The organism is bacterium (genome assembly GCA_018814885.1).
Classification (GTDB): domain Bacteria; phylum Krumholzibacteriota; class Krumholzibacteriia; order LZORAL124-64-63; family LZORAL124-64-63; genus JAHIYU01.
In genome coordinates this window covers 1-20,894 of sequence record JAHIYU010000174.1, presented here as the reverse complement: position 1 = coordinate 20,894, position 20,894 = coordinate 1, and the positions used below count along the sequence as shown (strand labels likewise).

At 67.2% G+C, this 20,894-nt stretch carries 13 protein-coding genes; 7 read left to right on the top strand and 6 right to left on the bottom strand.

The window, feature by feature from the left end; all coding sequences use genetic code 11:
* The first annotated feature begins 133 nt into the window (after positions 1–133).
* The 6 genes from KJ554_13095 (at position 134) to KJ554_13070 (ending at position 14,410) form a co-directional block, all read left to right on the top strand.
* Positions 134–2,923, top strand: coding sequence for a cytochrome c3 family protein (locus KJ554_13095; protein ID MBU0743271.1), 2,790 nt, complete (start codon positions 134–136; stop codon positions 2,921–2,923).
* Positions 2,924–2,934: 11 nt separating this feature from the next.
* Positions 2,935–4,407 (top strand): hypothetical protein, encoded by a 1,473-nt coding sequence (locus tag KJ554_13090; GenBank protein MBU0743270.1) that lies wholly within the window; start codon positions 2,935–2,937, stop codon positions 4,405–4,407.
* Between the two features lie 222 nt (positions 4,408–4,629).
* Positions 4,630–10,677 (top strand): VCBS repeat-containing protein, encoded by a 6,048-nt coding sequence (locus KJ554_13085; GenBank protein ID MBU0743269.1) that lies wholly within the window; start codon positions 4,630–4,632, stop codon positions 10,675–10,677.
* Positions 10,678–10,778: 101 nt separating this feature from the next.
* A complete protein-coding gene (locus tag KJ554_13080) occupies positions 10,779–12,272 on the top strand; it encodes a NapC/NirT family cytochrome c (GenBank protein ID MBU0743268.1) in 1,494 nt (497 codons plus the stop codon).
* Between the two features lie 170 nt (positions 12,273–12,442).
* Positions 12,443–12,943, top strand: a complete 501-nt coding sequence (locus tag KJ554_13075; protein ID MBU0743267.1) for a GNAT family N-acetyltransferase — start codon at positions 12,443–12,445, stop codon at positions 12,941–12,943.
* Positions 12,944–12,964: 21 nt separating this feature from the next.
* Positions 12,965–14,410, top strand: coding sequence for an AbgT family transporter (locus KJ554_13070; GenBank protein MBU0743266.1), 1,446 nt, complete (start codon positions 12,965–12,967; stop codon positions 14,408–14,410).
* Here the strand turns inward: KJ554_13070 and KJ554_13065 are convergent.
* The 6 genes from KJ554_13065 to KJ554_13040 all read right to left on the bottom strand — a co-directional run bounded on the left by KJ554_13065 (position 14,401) and on the right by KJ554_13040 (position 20,502).
* The gene (locus tag KJ554_13065; GenBank protein MBU0743265.1) at positions 14,401–14,934 is read right to left on the bottom strand and encodes a DUF523 domain-containing protein; all 534 of its coding nucleotides are present in this window, start codon (positions 14,932–14,934) and stop codon (positions 14,401–14,403) included. The genes KJ554_13070 and KJ554_13065 overlap by 10 nt on opposite strands.
* 17 nt (positions 14,935–14,951) lie before the next feature.
* On the bottom strand, positions 14,952–15,674 hold the full coding sequence (gene sfsA / locus KJ554_13060) for a DNA/RNA nuclease SfsA (protein MBU0743264.1): 723 nt from the start codon (positions 15,672–15,674) through the stop codon (positions 14,952–14,954).
* Entirely contained in the window at positions 15,671–17,248 is a 1,578-nt protein-coding gene (locus KJ554_13055; protein ID MBU0743263.1) for an MFS transporter, read from the bottom strand. The genes sfsA and KJ554_13055 overlap by 4 nt, the downstream gene beginning before the upstream one ends.
* 160 nt (positions 17,249–17,408) lie before the next feature.
* Positions 17,409–19,220, bottom strand: coding sequence for a hypothetical protein (locus KJ554_13050; GenBank protein MBU0743262.1), 1,812 nt, complete (start codon positions 19,218–19,220; stop codon positions 17,409–17,411).
* On the bottom strand, positions 19,217–20,107 hold the full coding sequence (locus tag KJ554_13045; GenBank protein ID MBU0743261.1) for an ABC transporter ATP-binding protein: 891 nt from the start codon (positions 20,105–20,107) through the stop codon (positions 19,217–19,219). Before KJ554_13045 ends, KJ554_13050 begins: the two co-directional genes overlap by 4 nt.
* Positions 20,107–20,502: a GntR family transcriptional regulator gene (locus tag KJ554_13040; GenBank protein MBU0743260.1), complete on the bottom strand. Its 396-nt coding sequence runs from the start codon at positions 20,500–20,502 to the stop codon at positions 20,107–20,109. Before KJ554_13040 ends, KJ554_13045 begins: the two co-directional genes overlap by 1 nt.
* Before the next feature lie 187 nt (positions 20,503–20,689).
* On the opposite strand from KJ554_13040, the gene KJ554_13035 reads away from it, so the two are divergent.
* Positions 20,690–20,894: hypothetical protein (locus tag KJ554_13035; GenBank protein MBU0743259.1), on the top strand; the 205-nt coding region annotated here is incomplete at its 3' end.

The following is a 20,894-nucleotide window of genomic DNA, read 5'->3' as shown; positions in this document are numbered from 1 at the left end:
GCAATCTATTTCATCGACGGCGTCGCGTGCTCGGCAGTAACATCAATGTCCGGTTGACAGGGGGGATTTTGGCATGCAATTTTCGTAAATAAGTATCGAAACTAACTGCACGCCGTCACCTGGGGGCTCCGAGATGACTCCTGCCTTCGCCCGACTCGCCTGCCTGCTCCTGGTCGGGATCTTGACGTTCGGCGTGGCCGTGGCCCAGGAAATCGATGATTGCCTGATCTGCCACGAGGATGAGGAACTGACCAAGATTCGTGGCGATCGCGTGGTCTCCCTCTACATCGATCTCGGCATGTTCGAGCGCTCCGTGCACGGCCGCGAAGGCATGGTCTGCATCGACTGCCACGTCGATCTGGACGGTCTCGATGACGAGCACGCGGAGGACCTCGAGCCCGTCGCGTGCGACATGTGCCACGACGACGTGGCCGCGATCTACGATCACAGCCTGCACGGCCGGGCCGTGGCGGCCGGAAACCCCGACGCCCCCCGCTGCTGGGACTGTCACGGCGCGCACGACATCCTGCCCCCGTCCGCCGTCGATTCGAGGGTGAACCGCTTCAACATCCCCATCATGTGCGGCAGCTGCCACAAGGAGGGCACCAAGGTCGCCCGGATGTACGACATCCCCCAGGACAGCATCCTCACCCACTATTCCCAGAGCATACACGGCGAAGGGCTGTTCAAGCGCGGACTGACCATCACGGCCGTCTGCATAGACTGCCATACCGCCCACGACGTGCTGCCGCACACGGACCCGGAATCGACAATCTTCCGCGGCAACGTGCCCCGGACGTGCCAGAAGTGCCACGGCCGCATCGAGCAGGTGCATCAGAAGGTGATCGCCGGCGAGCTGTGGGAGGCCGAGCCGCACAAGGTGCCGGTCTGCATCGAATGCCACCAGCCCCACGAGATCCGGCGGGTCTTCTACCAGGAAGGCATGGCCGACCGCGAGTGCCTGGACTGCCACGGCAAGCCCGACCTGACGATCCAGCGCGGGGGCGAGACCTTGTCCCTCTACGTCGACCACGCCGAAACGTCCGGCTCCGCACACGTCAAGGTGGCCTGCGCCCAGTGCCACACGGGTGCCACGCCGTCCCATGCGAGGCCCTGCGCCACCGTCGCGGACAGCGTCGACTGTTCCATCTGCCACGCCGAGGTGGTGGCCGAATACTCCGCCAGTACGCACGGCGAACTGCTCGCGCGGGGGGATCCCGACGCGCCCACCTGCCTGTATTGCCATGGCACCCACGGCATGAAGAAGAAGCAGGATCCGACCTCGCCCACCTACGTGAGCAAAATCGCCGGGCTCTGCGGCGAGTGCCACGGCGTCGGCGGCGTGGCGGCCGAGCGCTACGAGGGCGATGCCAGGGGCATGGTGGAGAACTACTCGGCGAGCGTCCACGGCAGGGCCGTGCAGGACAAGGGGCTCGTAGTCGCGGCCACCTGCTCCGACTGCCACACCGCCCACTCGGTTCGCCGGCAGAGCGACCCCGCCTCGAGCATCCACCGCAGCAACATCGTGCCCACCTGCTCGCAGTGCCACGAGGGCATCTTCGAGATCTTCAAGACCAGCATCCACTTCACGGGGAAGGGCCGGGACGGCTTCGAGCTGCCCATGTGCGACGACTGCCATACCTCGCACGAGATCAGCAACACCAAGCTGAACAGGTTCAAGCTCGCCCTGGTGCAGCACTGCGCCCACTGCCACGAGGACATCACCGAGTCGTACTTCGAGACCTTCCACGGTAAGGTCGTGGATCTGGGCTTCACGGCCACGGCCAAGTGCCAGGACTGCCACGGCTCCCACGACATACTGCCTAAAGCCGACCCCGCCTCGACCATCTCGCGGGAGAACATCGTCGCCACTTGCGCCCAGTGCCACGAGGGGTCGCACCAGCGCTTCGCCGACTTCCTGCCCCACGCCACGCATCACGACCGCGAGAAGTATCCGTTCATCTTCTGGACCTGGCGCCTCATGACCACCCTGCTGATCGGCACCTTCGCCTTCTTCGGCCTGCACACCCTGATGTGGCTGCCCCGGTCGTTCATGGCCATGAAGCACGGCCGCGAGATCCGGCAGCAGTCCAAGGGCAGGAAGGAGGTCGAGCGGTTCTCGGTCGTGCAGCGCAACCTGCACATCCTGGTGATCATCAGCTTCCTCAGCCTCGCCGTGACCGGCATGACGTTGAAGTTCTCGTACCTCCCGTGGGCCCGGGCCATCTCCCACTTCCTGGGCGGATTCGAGAGCGCGGGCCTGATCCACCGCATCGCGGCGGTCGTGACCTTCTTCTACTTCGGGCGCCATCTGGCCGACGTCCACCAGCGCCGGCGCCGGTCCGGCCTGAGCTGGAAGGACTTCCTGCTCGGCGACAACTCGATGCTGCCGAAGAAGCAGGACCTGATCGAGTTCGGGCAGACCTTCAGGTGGTTCGTCGGGGCGGGACCGCGTCCGCGCTACGGCCGCTGGACCTACTGGGAGAAGTTCGACTACTTCGCGGTCTTCTGGGGCGTGGCCATGATCGGTTTCACCGGTTTGACCTTGTGGTTCCCCGAGGTCTTCACGCGGCTGCTGCCCGGTTCGTTCATCAACATCGCCACGATCATCCACTCGGACGAGGCCCTGCTGGCGACCGGCTTCATCTTCACGGTGCACTTCTTCAACACCCATTTCCGTCCGGACAAGTTCCCCATGGATCCGGCGATCTTCACGCGCCGGGTGCCCCTGGAGGAGTTGAAGGAGGACCGTCCGCGCGAGTACGAGAATCTCGTGGTATCCGGCGAACTCGAGGGCCTGCTGGTCGATCCTCAGCCCGAGAACCGGACGAAGTGGTTCAGGATCTTCGGCTTCACGGCCCTGGCGATCGGCTTGACGCTCATCGTGCTGATCATCTGGGCCGAGCTCATCGGCTACGGCTAGGGAGGATGGAGATGCGAATCGGCAACTCATGGCCGGTGTCGGCGGCACTGGCCGTCCTGGCCGCCGCGGGCGCGGCCCCGACCGTCGCGCGAGCGGAGGCGCGGGAGATCACCGGCAGCTACTGGTACGTGATAGACCACATCGTGCAGGTCGATGCGGACGCGCGCGTCCGCCTCTGGCTCTCCCTGCCCGGCGATCGTCCGGGGCAGCAAGTTCGGATCCGCAACATCGAACCCCGGCCAGCGGAGATCATCGTCGACGAGGACCACGGCAACCGCATCGTCTACTGGGACGTGACACCCGTCCCGGACGACAAGCTCCTGCTCTTCCACTACGATTTTGTCGCCAGCCTCTCGGAGGTGCGGACCGAGGTCGATCCGGACCGCCTCGAACCCTATGACGAATCCTCGGCCCTCTATCGCCGTTTCACCCGCGCCGGCGGCTTGATCCTGACCGACGGGGAGGTCCTGAAGGCTGCGCGCAGCATCGTGGACGGGGAGGTCAATCCCCATCGCCGCGCCAAGCTCCTCTTCGACTGGATGGTCGCGAACCTGGAGTTCGTCCCCGGCGGCACGCCGGAGCGGGACACCGTCGGCACGCTCCGCGGACGACGCGGCGACTGCGGTCAGTTCAGCCAGCTCTACGTGGCCATGTGCCGCGCCCTTGGCATTCCCGCCCGTACCGTCACTTCCAACTGGCTGGTGGGCGGCCGGCACCGTTACGCCGAGATCCTGATGCCCCCCTACGGCTGGCTGCCGGTCGACGTGTCGGTCGCCCAGGTGCTGATGCCGGGCCACACGCTGTTCTCGGCGACAGAGGCGGACGAGTTCGTCCGCGAGAAGGGCATCCCCGCCGGAGATCCCGGCTGGCTGTTCGGCAATATCCCCACTTCGCAGGTTGTGCTGGCCGTCGGCAACGACATCGAGGTCGCGATGCAGGACCCGCCGCGGACGCTCACGTTCGCAGCGTTCGAGCCGGGCGGAATAGACGCCGAGCCCCAGGCCGTCGAGATCGCAGGACTCGGCGACGAATTCGTGCAGGGCGGCTTCATGGTCCCGGGTGATCCCCTGACCGACGAACAGGCCCATGACATGACGCATCAGAGGCTCGCGGGAAGGTTCCTGGCCTCGGGTCTCTACGACGTCGCTGAACAGGGTTGCCTGCAGGCGCAGGAAACCGATCCCGAGGGGGCGATGAATTGGATCAACCTCGGTCTGGTCAACATGCGCAAGGGTCTCTACAACAAGGCCGAGGCCTGCTTCAACAGCGCGTTGCGCGGGCATGTCGCGGATCAACGCGATCAGTTCGAGATCCGGATCTGGGTCCACAACTATCTGGGTAACTGCTACGATCTGATGGATCGACGCGAACTCGCCGTCGAGCAGTATCGCGAGGTGGTGCAGATGGGTATCGATTACCGGGGCGCCGTCGCGTACGCGAGTCGATATCTGCTGCATCCCTTCACGGAGGCGGATTTCCACTGATCCATTTTTACATGAGAATGTTGTGACCTCTGGCCGCGTCCTCGTGTTATGTATAGCTTTGTGCTGGACAGTCTTCACCGGGTGCAGCGATAACGGATTGAATCCGACTTCAATATTGAAGTTTAGTGATTTTTTCTGTTCATTTATCGCTCAATACGCCGATAATAATCCAGGAGTCCCTCGATCTGCGTCCCCGGGTGTTGTGAGGAAAGGAATACGGAGATGAACGAGATCCGGAACGCGGTTCGCGCCTCTTGGTGCGTGTCGTTGCTGTGTCTGATGTGCGCAGGCAGCGCCCCCGCCCAGTGGAGCGACGCCTCGACCCCCGAGCTGGCAGATCTCACGCCGAGCCACGGCACGACCTGGGCCGATTTCGACAACGACGGCGATCTCGACCTCTACGTGGCGAACAACGGCAACAACCGGCTTTTCCGCAACGACGGCGAGGACGTGGGCAATCCCGGCCAATGGCTCTTCGTGAACGTCGCCCCCGCCGGCACGGGCATCGGCAGCAGCCAGGTCTCGAGCGTCGGCATCTGGGGCGACTACGACAACGACGGCGATCTGGATCTCTACCTGGCGAGCACCCAGGGCGCGAATCACCTCTTTCGCAACGATCCCACGACACCGGGATGGCCGGAGGATCCCGACCGCATCTTCATCGATGTCACCAACAGCCTGGTCCTGGGTTCCACGCGCACCACGCATTCCTGCGCCTGGGTCGACTACGACCGGGACGGCGACCTCGACCTCTACATGACCGATCCGGTCAGCAACATCCTGTTGCGCAACGACGGCGGGGATCCCTACGCACCAGGGCTCTGGCTCTTCACCGACGTGACGGCCTCGACGTACGCAGGCAGCACGTACGACAGCCAGGGCGCGGCCTGGGCCGATTACGACAACGACGGCGATCAGGATCTCTTCATCGTCAACTACAACGGTCCCAACGCGCTCCTGCGCAACGATCCCGAGAATCCCGGCCAGCCCGACGACCCGCGGCGCGTCTTCACCAACATCACCACTCCCGCCAATCTCGGGCACGCCGGCTACGGCCGCGGCGCCGCCTGGGGCGACATGGACAACGACGGTGACCTCGACCTCTACGTGACCAACTACGCCCAGGCCAATCTGCTCTACCGGAACGACGGCGGGGTCTTCACCAACATCGCGGCGATCACCGCGACCGCCGACCCGGGCAACGGCCGCGGGTGCACGTGGGTGGACTACGACAACGACGGCGACCTGGACATCCACGTCGTCAACTTCGACGACGCCGTGATCACCCAGGACAGCCGTCTCTATCGCAACGACGGTCCGGACCTCGGCGAGCCCGGCGGGTGGCTCTTCGTAGATGCCGCCGACACGCTGCTGGCCAACGACGGGAGCGAAGGCGCTTCGGCGTGCTGGGCCGACTACGACCTCGACGGCGACCTGGACGTGTATCTGGCGAACTGGAACAACGGGCACGCCAACGTCCTGGTGCGCAACGACCATCCCGACACCAACCACTTCCTGCACGTGAACCTGGCGGGCAAGTCTTCGAGCTGCACGGCGATCGGCGCCCGCTTGACCGTCAAGGCGGGCGGCGTGCACCAGATCCGGGAGATCAACGGGGGCGAGAGCTTCCACAGCCAGAACACGCTGGCGGCCGAATTCGGCCTGGGCGCGGCGACGACCATCGACACCCTGGTCGTGGCGTGGCCGACCGGCCAGACGCAGGAGGTGTTCTCCCTGGCCGCCGATCAGGTGTTGCTGTTCGTGGAGCCCGGCCCCGACGCGCCCGCCCTGCAGGCGGAGCCCCCCTTCACCCCGGGCACCACGAACACGGTGTCCTGGAGCGACGAGTCGGCCAGCGGCGCCGTGGAGTACGAGGTGCAGGCCGCCGGGGACACCGAGTTCGCGTCACTCGTGGACACCAGCGGCTGGATCGCCGGCCTGACCCACGAGTTCGCCGGTCTGGCGGACGGCCAGCTCGTGTACTATCGCGTGCGTTCGCGGGATGCCGGGAGCTACGTTTCACGCTGGTCGAGCAGCGTGGCCTCGACCCAGGACGACGGCCTCCCGTCCTCCAACGCGCTGTCCGTGGCCAGCCCCCGACAGTCGCTGCCCTTCGACGTGGGCTTCGCGGCGACAGACGGCGGCAGCGGCGTGGAGTTCGTCGAGCTCTGGTACCGCTTCGACGACGGCGACTGGCTGCTGTTCGAGTCCATCGACGACGGGGGCCCGTTCCTGTTCACCGTGCCCGGCGGCGTGGGCGAATACGATTTCTATACGATCGCCCGCGATTTCCTGGACAACGCCGAGGCGGCGCCGGCCGAACCCGACATCACCGTGATCACCACCCCGCCCTACTGGACCAACGTGGCGCCGGACGACGGCACGGGCGTGGGCAACGACGGCAACGGCCGCGGCGCCGCCTGGGGCGACTACAACGGTGACGGACGGCCCGACCTGTTCATCACCAACCGTCCCGTCTGGTTCACCGGCGCCGACGCCACGAACCACCTGTATCGCAACGACGGCGAGGACCTGGGCAACCCCGACTCGTGGCTGTTCCTGGACACGACCACCGGCGTCATGAGCGACGCTGGCTACGGGCAGGGCGTGGCCTGGGGCGACTTCGACGGCGACGGCGACCTCGATCTCTATCAGGGCAACATGAACGTCGGCAGCCCCGCGCCAAACCACCTCTTCCGCAACGACGGCGCGGGCGTGTTCACCGACATCGGTCCCGCCACCGGCACCAACGACGACGACAGCGCGCGGTCCGTGGCCTGGGTCGATTACGACTGCGACGGCGATCTCGACCTCTACCTGTGCAACGACGGCCCCAACCACCTCTACCGCAACGACGGCGAGAACCCCTGGCAGCCGGGCAACTGGATGTTCACAGATGTGGCTCCCGCCAACGGCACCGGTGTCGGCGACGACCGCTACACCATGGGTTGCGCCTGGGGAGATTTCGACAACGACGGCGATCCCGATCTCTACCTGGCCAACTACAACAGCGGCGCCAACGCCCTCTTCCGCAACGACGGCGAGGACGTGGAGAATCCCGGCGAATGGCTCTTCACCAACGTGGCGGCCGCCATGGGCGTCGCGGACTCGGAGAACGGGCTGGGTTGCGCCTGGGGAGACTATGACGGCGACGGTTGGCTGGATCTGTACCTGACCAACCAGGGCCCCAACAGGCTCTACCACCGCGTGCCGGGTAGCGAGCTGTTCCAGGAGGTCGGCGCCGCCATCGGCAACGGCCTCGCCGACGGCAACTACAGCGGGAGCTGCTCCTGGGGGGATTACGACAACGACGGCGACCTGGATCTGTACGTGGGGAACCACTGGACCAATCCCCAGGGCGACTGGGTGCCGAACCTGCTCTTCCGCAACGACGGCGCGGGCGGACCCGGCGGATGGCTGTTCGTGAACGACGCGCCGGCCAACGGCTACGGGGTCGGCTCGGGCGCCAACACCACCGGTACGAGCTGGGCCGATTTCGACGGGGACGGCGACCTGGACATCTATCTGTGCAACATGACCGGCCTGGCCAACGAGCTGTATCGCAACGATGTCCCCGCCACCCTGACCAACCGGTGGCTGCATCTCGACCTGGTCTCCCGCACCCTGAACACGGCGGCCATCGGCGCGCGCGTGCGCTGCATCGCCGCCGGCGCCGCCATGATTCGCGAGGTCGACGGCGGCTCCGGATTCGTGTCGCAGGGCACGCTGACCGTCGAGTTCGGCCTGGGCTCGGCCACGCAGGCCGATACGGTCGAGATCCGCTGGCCGTCCGGCATCGTGCAGACCCTTCTCGACGTCGGCGCCGACCAGCGCCTCACCGTGATGGAACCCGGCCCGGACATCCCGGTCATCGCCGCCCTGCCCGTCTTCACGGCGGGCGATTCCGTGGTCGTGGCCTGGAGCGACGAATCGGCCAGCGGCGCCACCGCCTACCAGGTCCAGGTCGGCGACGATCCCGTCTTCGCCAACATCCGCGACACCAGCGCCTGGATCCCCGACACCACCTACGTGTTCAACGGGCTGGCCGACGGGTTCACCGGCTTCTACCGCGTTCGCGCCCGCGACGACGAGATGCTGGTCTCGCGCTGGTCCGGCACGGCCACCACGACCCAGGACGGCGGCCCGCCCGTCTCGGAAGTGCTGCCCATCGAGATCGTCTTCCAGGGTTTGCCTTTCGACATCCCGTTCTCGGCCGGTGACAACGTGAGCGGCGTGGCGCGCGTGGACCTCTACTACCGCTATGCCGAGGGCGTGAGCTTCGAGTACTACGCGTCCTCGTCGGACGGCAGCCCCATCCTCTTCGGGCTCCCCAACGGACTCGGCGAGTACTTCTTCTACACGGTCGCCGAGGATTCCGTGGGCAACCTGGAGGATCCGCCCGCGGGCTACGACCAGACGGTGCTGGTCACGTCGTCTCCGTGGGTGCTCGTCTCGCCCGCGGACGGCTCCGGCGTGGGCAACGACGGCAACGGCCGCGGCACGGCCTGGGGCGACTACGACGGCGACGGCGACCACGACCTGTACATCTCCAACCGGATCTCGTACCAGAGCGGCGCGGATTCCTCCAACCACCTCTTCCGCAACGACGGCGAGGATCCGGGCGATCCCGACAGCTGGCTCTTCCCCGACGTCACCACGCCGCCTCTCGACGACGACGACTACAGCCAGGGCGTGGCCTGGGCCGACTTCGACGGCGACGGCGACCTGGACCTCTACATGGTCAACATGCAGGTCAACCCCGATTACGACGCGCCCAACCGGCTGTACCGCAACGACGGCGGCGGGGTCTTCACCGACATCGGCGTCCAGACCGGCACGGACGATCCCGGCAGCGGCCGCAGCTGCTCCTGGCGCGACTACGACCAGGACGGCGACGTCGATCTCTATCTCTGCAACAGCGGTCCCAACCGCCTGTACCGCAACGACGGCGAGGATCCGCTGAATCCCGGCGAATGGCTCTTCACCAATGTCGCGCCGCTGGACGGCGCGACCATCGGCGACGACAGGTACACCATGGCCTGCGCCTGGGCGGACTACGACGGGGACGGCGATCCCGACCTCTACATCTCCAACTTCGACCTCACGCCGAACCGCCTGCTGCGCAACGACGGCGAGGACCCGATGAACCCCGGCGAATGGCTCTGGACCGACGTGGCTCCCGACGTGGGACTCGACAACACCTTCAGCAGCACCGGCTGCATGTGGGGCGATTTCGACAACGACGGCAAGCTGGACCTCTACGTGGCCAACCAGGGTCCCAACGCCCTCTATCACAACGTCTCGACGCCGGGCGTCCACGCGTTCGTCGACATCGCCCCCCTGTTCGACATCGGCCTGGACGACGGCCAGTACGGCGCGGGCGTCGTCTGGTTCGACTACGACAACGACGGCGACCTAGACCTCTTCCAGGGTACCCACTGGAACATCGACAGCGATCCGGCCATCAACTTCCTGTTCCGCAACGACGGCCCCGACCTGCAGAAAGAGGGCGGCTGGCTCTTCTCCAGCGTCGCGCCCGACAACGGTTTGAACATCAGCGACGACAAGAGCACCAACGGCGTCTCCTGCGCCGACTACGACGGCGACGGCGACCTGGACCTCTACCTGGCCACCATGACGGGCTATCCCAACAAGCTGTTCCGCAACGACGTGGCCGACTCCACGGACAACCACTGGCTACATGTGGACCTGGTTTCCCTGGACCAGAACACGGTCGCCATCGGCGCGGTCGTCAAATGCGTGGCCGGCGGTCTGAGCATGACGCGGGACGTGGACGGAGGCTCCGGCTTCCTGTCCCAGGGCTCGCTGACGGTCGAGTTCGGCCTCGGCGCCGCGACCGTGGTGGACTCCCTCGAGATCCGCTGGCCCACCGGGGTGCGCCAGTTGCTCCTGTCGCTGCCCGTCGACCAGCGCATCCAGGTCCAGCAGAACACGACGGCCGTCGAGGATCCCGAGGCGTCCGGCGTTCCCCTGGCGTTCCGCGTGTACCCCAATTACCCCAATCCCTTCAACCCCTCCACGACGATCCGCTTCGACCTGCCGTCGAGCGGGCGCGTGAGCCTGTCGGTCTACGCGCTCGACGGTTCGCGCGTGGCCACCCTGGTCGACGGCGAGTTGCCCGCCGGGCGCCACGCCGCGATCTGGCACGGGCGCGACAAGCGTGGCTCGAGGGTGGCCTCCGGTCTCTACTTCTATCGCATCCAGACGCCGCAATTCGTCGAAACGCGGCGCATGATGCTGGTCAAGTGATCCGGTAGGACGGGGGCGGCATTGACCGCCCCCGTCTCGTCGTGCATCATTGACCCATCTCCCGAACAAGCCACCGCGCGCCCCGATCGGAGAGGGTCTCCATGAGCGACGAAAAACAGGGCAGCATGCTGGGCAATCTCGGATCCTGGTTCAAGGGCCGGCTCCCCTTCTTCTACTCCAACTGGATCACCACCCTGGGGAGCGTCGTCAGCCTCGTCGCCGTGGCCCTGCTTTTCATGGCCCTGCTGATCAACCTGTACAACGCATTCCTGAACCGAGCGGCCAACCCGTACGTCGGCATGATCACCTTCATGCTGCTGCCCGGCCTGCTGGTGGCGGGGATCGTGATGATCCTGCTGGGCACCCTCGTACACCGGCGCCGGCGCCGGCTCGGCAAGGCCGGCACCTCGGCGGTCGAGATCGGCGGCGCCGAGTTCTGGCGCAAGGCCGCGCTGGTGGGCCTGCTGGCGGTGCTGGGCATGATCGTGTTCACCAGCTTCGGCTACGAGGCCTACCACTACACCGACTCCTCCGAGTTCTGCATGAAGGTCTGTCACGAGGTCATGAAGCCGGAGGGTGTGGCCTACGAGCGTTCGCCGCACGCCAACGTCGAATGCGTCGAATGCCACATCGGCCCCGGCGCCCAGTGGTTCGTGAAGGCCAAGATCTCCGGGTTGCGGCAGGTTGTGGCCGTCCTGGGCGGCACCTACAGCCGGCCCATCCCGGCGCCCGTCCACGATCTCCGTCCCGCCCGCGAGACGTGCGAGGTGTGCCACTGGCCCACCAAGTTCCACGGTTCGAAGCTCATCACGCGGAAGCATACCGAGCCCGACCGGGAGAACACGCGGAGCCTGTCGTCGCTGGTCATGAAGGTGGGCGGGCATCCGCAGCCCGGCGTCCGCGCCACGGGTGTCCACTGGCACGTGGACCCGGCCAACGAGGTGCGCTACCGCGCCGTCGACGAGAAGCGCCAGGTGATCGTCGAGGTGGTCCAGAAGACGCCGGACGGGGAGATCACCTACGCGCTGGAGGACGCGGAGTCCGGCGCGGACGAGGGCGAGTGGCGCGTCATGGACTGCATCGACTGCCACAACCGTCCCACCCACATCTTCGAGGCGCCCGGACAGGCCCTGGACGAGGCCTTCGCCGCCGGACTGCTCGACCGCGGCGTACCCTGGCTGCGCAAGACAGCCGAGCGCGCGCTGCAGGACGTGGTACCCGGCGAGGATACCGCCGGGCTGATCGCCGACTACCTGACCGAAGCGTACACGCGGGATCACCCGGAGGAACTGTCCGCCTTGCGCGCGGCCCTGCCCGGGGCCGCGATGCAGATCGCGGACATCCTCGAGCGCAACGTCTTTCCCGGGATGGCCATCACCTGGGGCACCTACGCCAGCAACCTCGGGCACATGGACATCGACGGCGAGATGGCGGACACCGGCTGCTTCCGCTGCCACGACGAGATGCACGTCAGCGAGGTTGGCCGTTGCATCAGCCAGGATTGCGACGCCTGCCATACGTTGCTGAGCGAGCGCGAGACCGATCCGGACGCCTTGCCCGAGTACGTGGCCGGTTACCTGAGAGGGGAGGACTGACCTCTCCCGCGCGCAAACGGCTGGCGGGGAAGTCGTTGCGCGCACCTTAGGACGAGAGCGGGCGCCGCTCACCCGCCGGACTTGACCCACCCCGACCCCCTCACCACATTAGGGCCTCGTCGAGTCGGATATATCCCGAACATGCCGGTTCATCCACGCGAGGAAACCCGATGCTGGTGACCACACTCTCCACGAGCGACCGGAACTGGGTCCGCGAGCGCACCGAGCTGTTGTTCGGCGGCGAGACGGTCGTCAGTCGCGATGTCGTGCACCAGCCCGTCGAGCTGCCGGGGTTCATCGCCATGGAGGGCACCGAGCGCGTCGGCCTGGCCACCTTCAAGATCGCCGACGGCGAATGCGAACTGGTGACCCTGGACGCCCTGTGCCAGTGGTGCGGCGTGGGCACGGCCCTGCTCGAGGCCGTGGAGAAGGCGGCGCGCGCCGGCGACTGCCGCAAGATCTGGCTGATCACCACCAACGACAACCTCGACAGCCTGCGCTTCTTCCAGCGGCGAGGCTTCCGGATCACCGACATCCGCGTCAACGGCATGGAGAACATCCGCAGGCTCAAGCCCGGCGTACCGCTGATCGGCAACTACGGCATCCCCGTCAACGACGAGATCGAGATGGAGAAGATCCTCGGCGACGGAGAGTGCTGGAAAGTCGTCTGAGGTTCGTGTAGGGTGCCGCACATGGCCCGACCCAAGCTCAAGATCCCCCATGTCTTCGTGCTGCTCGCGAGCGTCATCTTCGTCTGCTCGCTGCTCACCTACGTCGTTCCGTCCGGCACCTACGAGCGGCGCACGGCCGTGGTGGAGGGGCACGAGCGCACGTTGCTCGTCCCCGGCACCTACCAGAAGCTGGAAAAGCACTTCGGCGTCATGAACCTGCTGCTTGGTCTCGAGGACGCAGAGGCGGCGGGCAAGGCCTCGCCCGTCGGCCTGCACGGCTTCCTGACCGCCATCCCGCGCGGCCTGGAGAAGCAGGCCGACATCATCTTCTTCATCTTCATCGTGGGCGGGGTCTTCGGCATCCTGCAGAGGACCGGCGTGATCACTGCCGGGCTGACGCGCCTGCTGCGTCGATTCGGCGGCTCGGGCCCCGCGCTGACCGTGGCGCTGATGTTCGTCCTGTCGGTGGGCGGTTCGACCCTGGGCATGGGGGAGGAGTTCATCCCCCTGGTGCCCGTCTTCCTGCTGGTGAGCAAGCGCCTGGGCTACGACCGCATCTACGGCCTGGCGCTCGTGCTGGTCGCGGCCGAGGTGGGTTTCGCCGCGTCTACGACCAATCCCTTCACCGTCTGCGTGGCCCAGGGTATCGCCGAGCTGCCGCTCTACAGCGGGATGCCGCTGCGGCTGGCCCTGTACGCCTGCGCCTTCACCACGGCGCTGCTCTACACGCTGCGCTACGGCCGGCTCATCAAGGCCGACCCGTCGGCCTCGTTCATGCCGGACGATGCGTTCGAGATCGACGCGTCCTCCGACGGCGAGGATTGCACCGGACGCCACCGGGCGATCCTGGTCGCCAGCACGCTGCTCTTCGCCTTCATCCTCTTCGCCACGCAACGCTTCGGCTGGTGGATGGCCGATATGGCCGGCGGCTTCCTCCTGATGGGCATCGTGGCGGGGGCGCTGGCCCGCCTGCCCCTGGGCGAGGCCGTCGAGGCGTTCGTGGCGGGGATGCGCGACATGGTGGTGGCGGCGCTGGTGGTGGGGGTCGCCCGCGGCATCGAGGTGGTGCTCTCCGACGGCCAGATCATGGATACCATCGTGCACGGCGCCGCGTCCATGCTGCTTCACGTGCCGCGCTACGTGGCGGCGATCGGCATGCTCTGCTTCGAGTCGTCGCTGAACCTGCTGGTGCCGTCGGGCTCGGGGCAGGCCGCGGTGACGGTGCCTTTGATGGCGCCCCTGTCCGACATCATCGGCATCACGCGCCAGACCGCCGTCCTGGCCTTCACCTGCGGCGACGGCTTCTCCAACACCATCATCCCCACCAGCGGCATCCTGATGGCCATGCTGGCGCTCGCGAAGATCCCCTACGGCCGCTGGATCCGCTTCATGGTGCCGTTGTTCGGCCTGCTGATGGCCCTGTCGGCGATCTTCCTGATGATCGCGGTGGCGATCGACTATTCCTGACCCTTTCGTCGCTCCGCGTGCCCGCGCGCCCGCTCGAGAAACGTCTCGCGCCCGGCCTTGCCGTCGAGGTCCTCGTCCTCGACCACCGGCAGGTCCGGACACGACTCGCGCAGGGCCAGCGCGAAGAGTCCTTCGCCGCGCGGCGGCTCGCCGCCGCCCGCGGGATGGACCGGCGCGCTGCCCGCGCCGCAGCTGGGCGACCGGCTCTTGAGCACGAACCCGTCCAGGCCTTCGGCCAGCAGCTCCGCGACGCGCCGCCGGCACCACGCGTTCATGCGCACGGTCCAGTCCTCGCCCGAGGCCGCGCCGACCATGCGGGGCGCCGCCGGTTCGCCCAGCAGGTCCACCGGCTCGCGCGGCACGCCCATGCCCAGCTCGGACTCGGGACACACGGGCACGATCAGGGCATGACGCGGCAGCACGTCGCGCACCCAGGCGTGGGGCCTGGCGTCGCCGTCGTAACGGATGCGTTCGCCCAGCAGGCAGGCGCTCACGCCGATGCGGATGTCGGGTGTGCGGGTCATGGGTGCCTCCGGCGGGATCATAGGATTACCGGCAGGCGGCGCGCCAGCCCGATCTCGGCGGTCGTGACGTCGGCCCGGTAGCAGATCGCCTCCACGCCCGCGGCGACCGCCCCGCGCAGGGCCTGCGCGTAGGCCGGGTCGATGTCGTCCGCCGGCGCCAGGGCGGCCGCGTCCGCGCGCTGGACCACGTAGAGCATCACCGCCCGGTCGCCGGCCGCCGCCAGGGCCGCCAGCTCGCGCAGGTGCTTGCGTCCGCGCGCGGTCACCGCGTCGGGGAAGAGGGCCGTGCCGTTTTCGACCAGCGTCACGTTCTTCACCTCCACCCAGCAGCGTTCGGGCGCGTCGTCGTCGCCGCGTTCGAGCAGCAGGTCGATCCGCGAGTTCTCCCCGCAGCGCACCTCGCGCCGCAGCCGGTCGTAGCCCCGCAGTTCGGCGATCGCGCCGTCCTCGATGCCCTCCTGCGCCAGCCGGTTGGGCACGGACGTGTTGATGCCCGCCAGCACGCCGCCGGTCTCGATCAGCTCGTAGGTCCATTTCAATTTCCGTTTTGGGTCGTTGGCGGGGGACAGCCAGACCGGGCTGCCGGGCGTGTTGCAGCCGAGCATGGCGCCGGTGTCGTTGGTGTGGGCGACGACGACGCGGCCCTCTTCCGGACGATCTGCGTCGAGACGCACGTGGACCAGGAAGCGTTTCTCGCGGCGGATCAGCTCGCCGCGGACCAGGGGTCTCGCGTACTTCACGAGCCCCGCACCGGGTGCGCCTTCATCCAGCGATCGTAGGCCACTAGTCCCACGGCGGTCGATGCCGCGAGAAACGCGAAGACGATCCACATGACGTCGGGCTTGTCGATGCCCCCGCGCTCGACGGGGCCGAAGTAACCGTACATCACGCCCGACAGCAGCCCGCCGAACAGATGCCCCAGGGCCGTGCACCAGTAGAAGTAGCCCATGTACATGCCGACCTTGCCAGGCGGCGCGATGCGGCCCGCGTATTCCTTGCTCTTGGGGCTGGCCATCATCTCGCCGACCGAGAAGACCAGGATGGCGGCCACGATGATCCAGCCGCTCATGCCCAGGATGAAGACCAGGAAGCTGATCACCGTCACGACCACGCCGTTGATGATCGTGTTCAGCGGCTTCACGTTGCGCATGAACCACGAGATGGCCACCTGGCCGACGATGATGCCGAAGGCGTTGAGGTTGATCATGTGCTCGGGCTTGATCTGGCCGTTCTCGAGCACGCCCTGGCTCCAGTTGGCGGTCGAGACGCCCAGCGACTCGAAGAGACCGGTGATCCAACCGGCCGCCGGCGTCAGGGCGCTGATCATGTCGGTGGTGTCGCCGTAGTCGCGGATGTACTCGGGCAGGGTCAGGAAGATCTGGTTAAAGCTGGTCCAGAATCCGGCCATCAGCAGCAAGAAGACCATGTAGCGGCCCTCGCCCACCTGCATGGGCTGCAGCAGCCAGACGCCCTCGCCGGGTCGGCGTCCGCCCGCCCGCAGCCCGACGTCGATCAGCAGGTTCAGCGCGATCCAGCCCGCCGCGATGGGGGCGATCAGGCCGAAGGGCCACCATTTCGAACCCATGACCAGCACGGTCAGGACGCCCGAGATCAGCAGGAAGAAGCGGCCGTTGCCGACCACACCGACCATGCCCTTCATCACCTCGCCGAGGCTGCGTGTCTCCGACAGCTCGCGATCGGCCGCGCTGCGCGGATCGCGGTAGAACAGCACGCAGGTCAGGGCCAGGAATCCGATCCAGATCGCCGAGGCCCAGAAGACGTAGGTCCAGCTCCAGCCGCGCACGATGCCGGCCACGATGGGGCCCAGGAAACCGCCCACGTTGACCATCATGTAGAAGATGCCGAAGCCCATCGACCCTGTCTTCTCGTCGGTGGTCTTGGCGACCGTCGAGATCACCACCGGCTTGAACATGCCGTGGCCGATGGCCACCAGGAAGTAGACGGCGAAGAAGCCCCAGAACGAGGTCGGGAACTGCAGCAGGACGTAAGCGGGCGCCATCACCACGCACGAGGCCAGGAACATGGCCTTGTAGCCGTAGCGGTCGGCCAGCGCGCCGAAGACCGCGGGAAAGAGGTAGAGGAAGAACGTCACCACGCCCTGGATGACGCCGCGGTCCTCGCTGGTGAATTCCAGCCCGCCGTCGGCGATCTCTGCGGTCAGGTAGATGCTCGACACGGCGTAGAAGCCGTACCAGCCCATGCGCTCGAAGATCTCCATGACGTTGGCCGACCAGAAGGCGCCGGGGAACATCCTGAAGACCGACGTTCTCGTGCCGGGTGTCGTGGCGGACATGTGCTGCTCGCTCCGGGGGTTGGTGGGACACCCGCGCGGCGCCGCGCGAAGGTGAGCAAAAGAAACCACCCGGCCGCGGGGACCGGATGGCCGATTGACGGGTGGATTGCATGATACGCCCGTTCGTCGCGACGGTCAACAGGGGGGCGGCCGCCGCCTGCTAGTAGTTCTCCTGCTGCTTCTTCTTCACCAGGGCATGCGAGGCCTCCAGCCGCGCGAACCGCTCCTGCATGATCAGGTAGCAGAGCGCCAGGACGGCCGCGACGCCGGTCCAGCACTGGCCGGCCGACAGGGGCAGGGACTCGGCCGCCCTGCGGAGCGTGATCATCAGCCAGGCCGCCTGCGCCCAGGTCCCGACGTCCGAGAAGGCCGACATGAGCAGCAGGGCCGCGAACAGGCCGAGCGGCACCATGGCGGCGGCGAGGGCGGCCCGGGTGCGCACCCACTCCAGCGCCCGGGGGTCGAGGGACAGGGTGCCCAGCAGCAGCAGGGGGATGCCGACCAGGCAGAAGACCGCCACCAGCAGGGCGAAGGTCTTCGCGCGCAGCTCGGAGCCGCGGCCACGGGAATCCTGCAGGTCGAAACCGCTGCAGCAAGCCGCCGCGCCCTGCGCGCCGTTCATCTCCAGGTCTGCGTACCGCGCCGGATCGGGGGGCGGGCCGCCGTGCACCGCAGCCACGGCACGGTCGATCTGCAGGGCGTCCAGCCGCATCGAGGTGTCGTGGGCGATTTCATAGGGGTTGTAGACCACCGCGTCGCTCCACGGGAGTATGCGTGTGCCCGTCGGCATGTGAGTCTCGCCCCACGGGGTGGTGACGGCCCGAGGCGCGCCGTCCGGCGCGATCTCGCGGAACTCGTAGGGGACCTCCACCAGACCGCGCTCGTAATGGACCATCGCCGGCGGGCTGCTTCGAGTCTGCTGGATCGCCAGGCCCAGGCCCGCGCCCGCGAGGTACATGACCGCCAGGGGCAACATGGCGTGGGCGAAGAACAGGCGCCGCGAGACGGGCCAGGCGTCCACGGGATGGATCCGCAGCAGGGACTGGTTCCATGACCCGTAGGCGAACATGAAGAAGTAGAACAGCATCATCAACGGGTCGCGGCCCCTGACGTAGTAGATCGTCATGATCAGGCCGTAGATCACCAGCATGATGCCGAAGAGCCAGCCGAGCCAGTGGTTGTGCATCAGGCGGAACAGCGTCCGGTGCAGCAGCGCGCGCGAGTGGCCGTTGCGCGGGAACGTCGCGGCCCCGTGCCCGGGACGGGGCGTCTCCACGGTCCAGGTCGGGCCGGGCGCCAGCGGGTCGCCGGCGAAGCCGTGGTCGGACTCCGAGGCCTCGAGCAGGAAGGCGCGCGGCAGGTGCCGCCAGGTCCGCCGGCCGATCAGCGATGCCGCGGCGAGAACCGGCGCGGCCAGCCAGGCGCTGCGCGGGCCTAGCAGCAGCAACAGCGCGCAGAGCAGCCAGATGATGATCGTGTAGGCGATGTACCAGGCGGTCGTCTCCAGCTTGCGCAGGCGGGGCTCGGGCGCTTGCAGCAGCATCAGCATCAGCAGGAAGACCGAGCCCATGCGCAGGGATCCCAGCCAGACCACTCCATGGACGAACAGTCCCCGGTCCGGCGCGTAGGACACGCCGTGGACCAGGGCCAGCACGAGCACGATCACCCCGCAACCGATGCAGATGGCCGTCATGCGCGTCAGCCAGAGGGCGCGCGCCGACAGGGGCAGCGCCAGATTGAGACGCGACGACCTCAGCCAGAAGTGCGAACCGATCAGCCCCGCCAGCAACATGGACCAGACGATGAAGTTGTGTATGAACCAGATCACGCCGGGGTTGTCCGGGCTGTACAGTGGGCCGGCATTCTCGGCGTCCGCGAAGGCGCGCAGCACCAGGGCCACGCCCAGGCCGATGAACGCGGGCATCAGCAGGTTATCCGTGCCCTGGTCGCGGCGCAGCAGCAGGCGGTTCACGACTGGCCCTCCGCGATCTCGATGAACATCTCCTCGAGGCCGAGACGGGCGTAGCGGCCCCCGCGGATGCCCAGGCGGCCCTCCACGGCGCTGCGGGCCTTGTCCGGATCCAGTCGCAGCACCGCATGCAGGCCCTCGATGCGGTCGCGCACGCCGAGGCACTCGGGCAGCCCCTGCAACGCCGCCGACCGGCCGTCCGCGTGGGGCACGATCGCCAGGGCGAAGTTCTCCTGCAATTCGTCCAGCGTGTCGTCGAGCAGCACCTTGCCGTCGTGCAGCATCACCACGCGGCCCGCCATGCGCTCCACGTCGCTCATGTGGTGGGACGAGAACAGGATGGTGGATCCCGCCTCGTTCAGCAGCTGGATCGAGGTCTCCAGGAAGTCGCGCCGGGCGGCGGGATCGAGGCCGCCGGCGGGTTCGTCCAGGACCAACAGCTCGGGCTTGTGGGATACGGCGCAGAGCAGCGCCACCTGCCGCGCCTGGCCCTTGCTCAGGCTCTTGATCTTCTCGTTCCAGTCGAGCCCGTAGCGGCCGCAGAGTCCCTCGGCCATCAGGTCGTCCCAGCCGGGGAACAGCCCGCGGTGCAGGCGGATCACGTCGCCGATGGTCATGAAACCGGGCAGGACCTGTTCCTCCGACACGTATCCGATGCGGCGCTTGACCGCCAGCGGATCGCGTCGCGGATCCAGCCCGAAGACGCGGACGCCGCCCCGCTGGGCCTCGATCATGCCCATGGCGATGCGGATCAGCGTTGTCTTGCCTGCGCCGTTGCGGCCGAGCAGGCCCACGACCTCGCCCTCGTTCACCGCGAAGGACACGCCGTCGAGCACGTTGACGCCTCTCTTGTAGGCGCGGACGATGTTCTCGAATTCCAGGACAGCCATCATCGCTTCTCCTCGGGATCGTTCGCCTTGTCCAGCATCTCGCGCAGGATGTCCACGGCCTCGTCCGGCGTGACGCCGAGCTGTCTGATGGTGATCGCGGCGGGAGAGAGGCTCTCGCGGATCTGCTCCAGCTTCTTGCGGCGCGCCTGTTCGGGCGCCAGGGTCTTCACCACCAGCGGTCTGCCGGGACGCCGCTCCAGGACGCCTTCCTGCTCCAGGCTCGCGTAGGCCTTGCTCACGGTCATCGGATTCACCCCCAGCTGCGCGGACAGGATCCGCGTGGACGGCATCTCGTCGCCCGGCGCCAGCCGGCCGCCGGTCGCCTGCAGCCTGATCTGCTCGATCAGCTGCCGATAGACCGGCACCCCGCTGTTGGGACTCAGGACGATGAACATGCGAGATCCTTCCCTTCTTCGCGCGTCGGGGGTAGATACGTGGGACCAGTGTATTAGTTGCATAATACAGTAATACGGTTCCGGGGGGAGTGTCAAGGCCCTATGCGGCGCATCCCGTGGGAGTTGGCGCGATCCGGCCTATCGTGTAGCATGGCGCGCAGTGGACATTCTACCCGAAAGGACCGCCATGTCGCGCAGATCGCTCATCGGATACCTGGTCGTGCTGGTCATCGCCCTGGTGGCGATCGGCTTCATGAAGGACGAGACACCCGCCACCCTCGACGACCTGCTCGACGCCGACCGCGCCTTCGCCGCCCTGAGCCGCGAGCAGGGGCCCGCCGCGGCCTTCGCCGCCTACCTGGCCGACGCGGCCATCCAGCTGCCCGAGGGCG

Excerpts from the sequence above, each read along its gene's own strand:
- KJ554_13095 (MBU0743271.1), top strand. The coding sequence starts at position 134 with ATGACTCCTGCCTTCGCCCGACTCGCCTGCCTGCTCCTGGTCGGGATC.
- KJ554_13090 (MBU0743270.1), top strand. The coding sequence starts at position 2,935 with ATGCGAATCGGCAACTCATGGCCGGTGTCGGCGGCACTGGCCGTCCTG.
- KJ554_13085 (MBU0743269.1), top strand. The coding sequence starts at position 4,630 with ATGAACGAGATCCGGAACGCGGTTCGCGCCTCTTGGTGCGTGTCGTTG.
- KJ554_13080 (MBU0743268.1), top strand. The coding sequence starts at position 10,779 with ATGAGCGACGAAAAACAGGGCAGCATGCTGGGCAATCTCGGATCCTGG.
- KJ554_13075 (MBU0743267.1), top strand. The coding sequence starts at position 12,443 with ATGCTGGTGACCACACTCTCCACGAGCGACCGGAACTGGGTCCGCGAG.
- KJ554_13070 (MBU0743266.1), top strand. The coding sequence starts at position 12,965 with ATGGCCCGACCCAAGCTCAAGATCCCCCATGTCTTCGTGCTGCTCGCG.
- KJ554_13065 (MBU0743265.1), bottom strand. The coding sequence starts at position 14,934 with ATGACCCGCACACCCGACATCCGCATCGGCGTGAGCGCCTGCCTGCTG.
- KJ554_13055 (MBU0743263.1), bottom strand. The coding sequence starts at position 17,248 with ATGTCCGCCACGACACCCGGCACGAGAACGTCGGTCTTCAGGATGTTC.
- KJ554_13045 (MBU0743261.1), bottom strand. The coding sequence starts at position 20,107 with ATGGCTGTCCTGGAATTCGAGAACATCGTCCGCGCCTACAAGAGAGGC.
- KJ554_13040 (MBU0743260.1), bottom strand. The coding sequence starts at position 20,502 with ATGTTCATCGTCCTGAGTCCCAACAGCGGGGTGCCGGTCTATCGGCAG.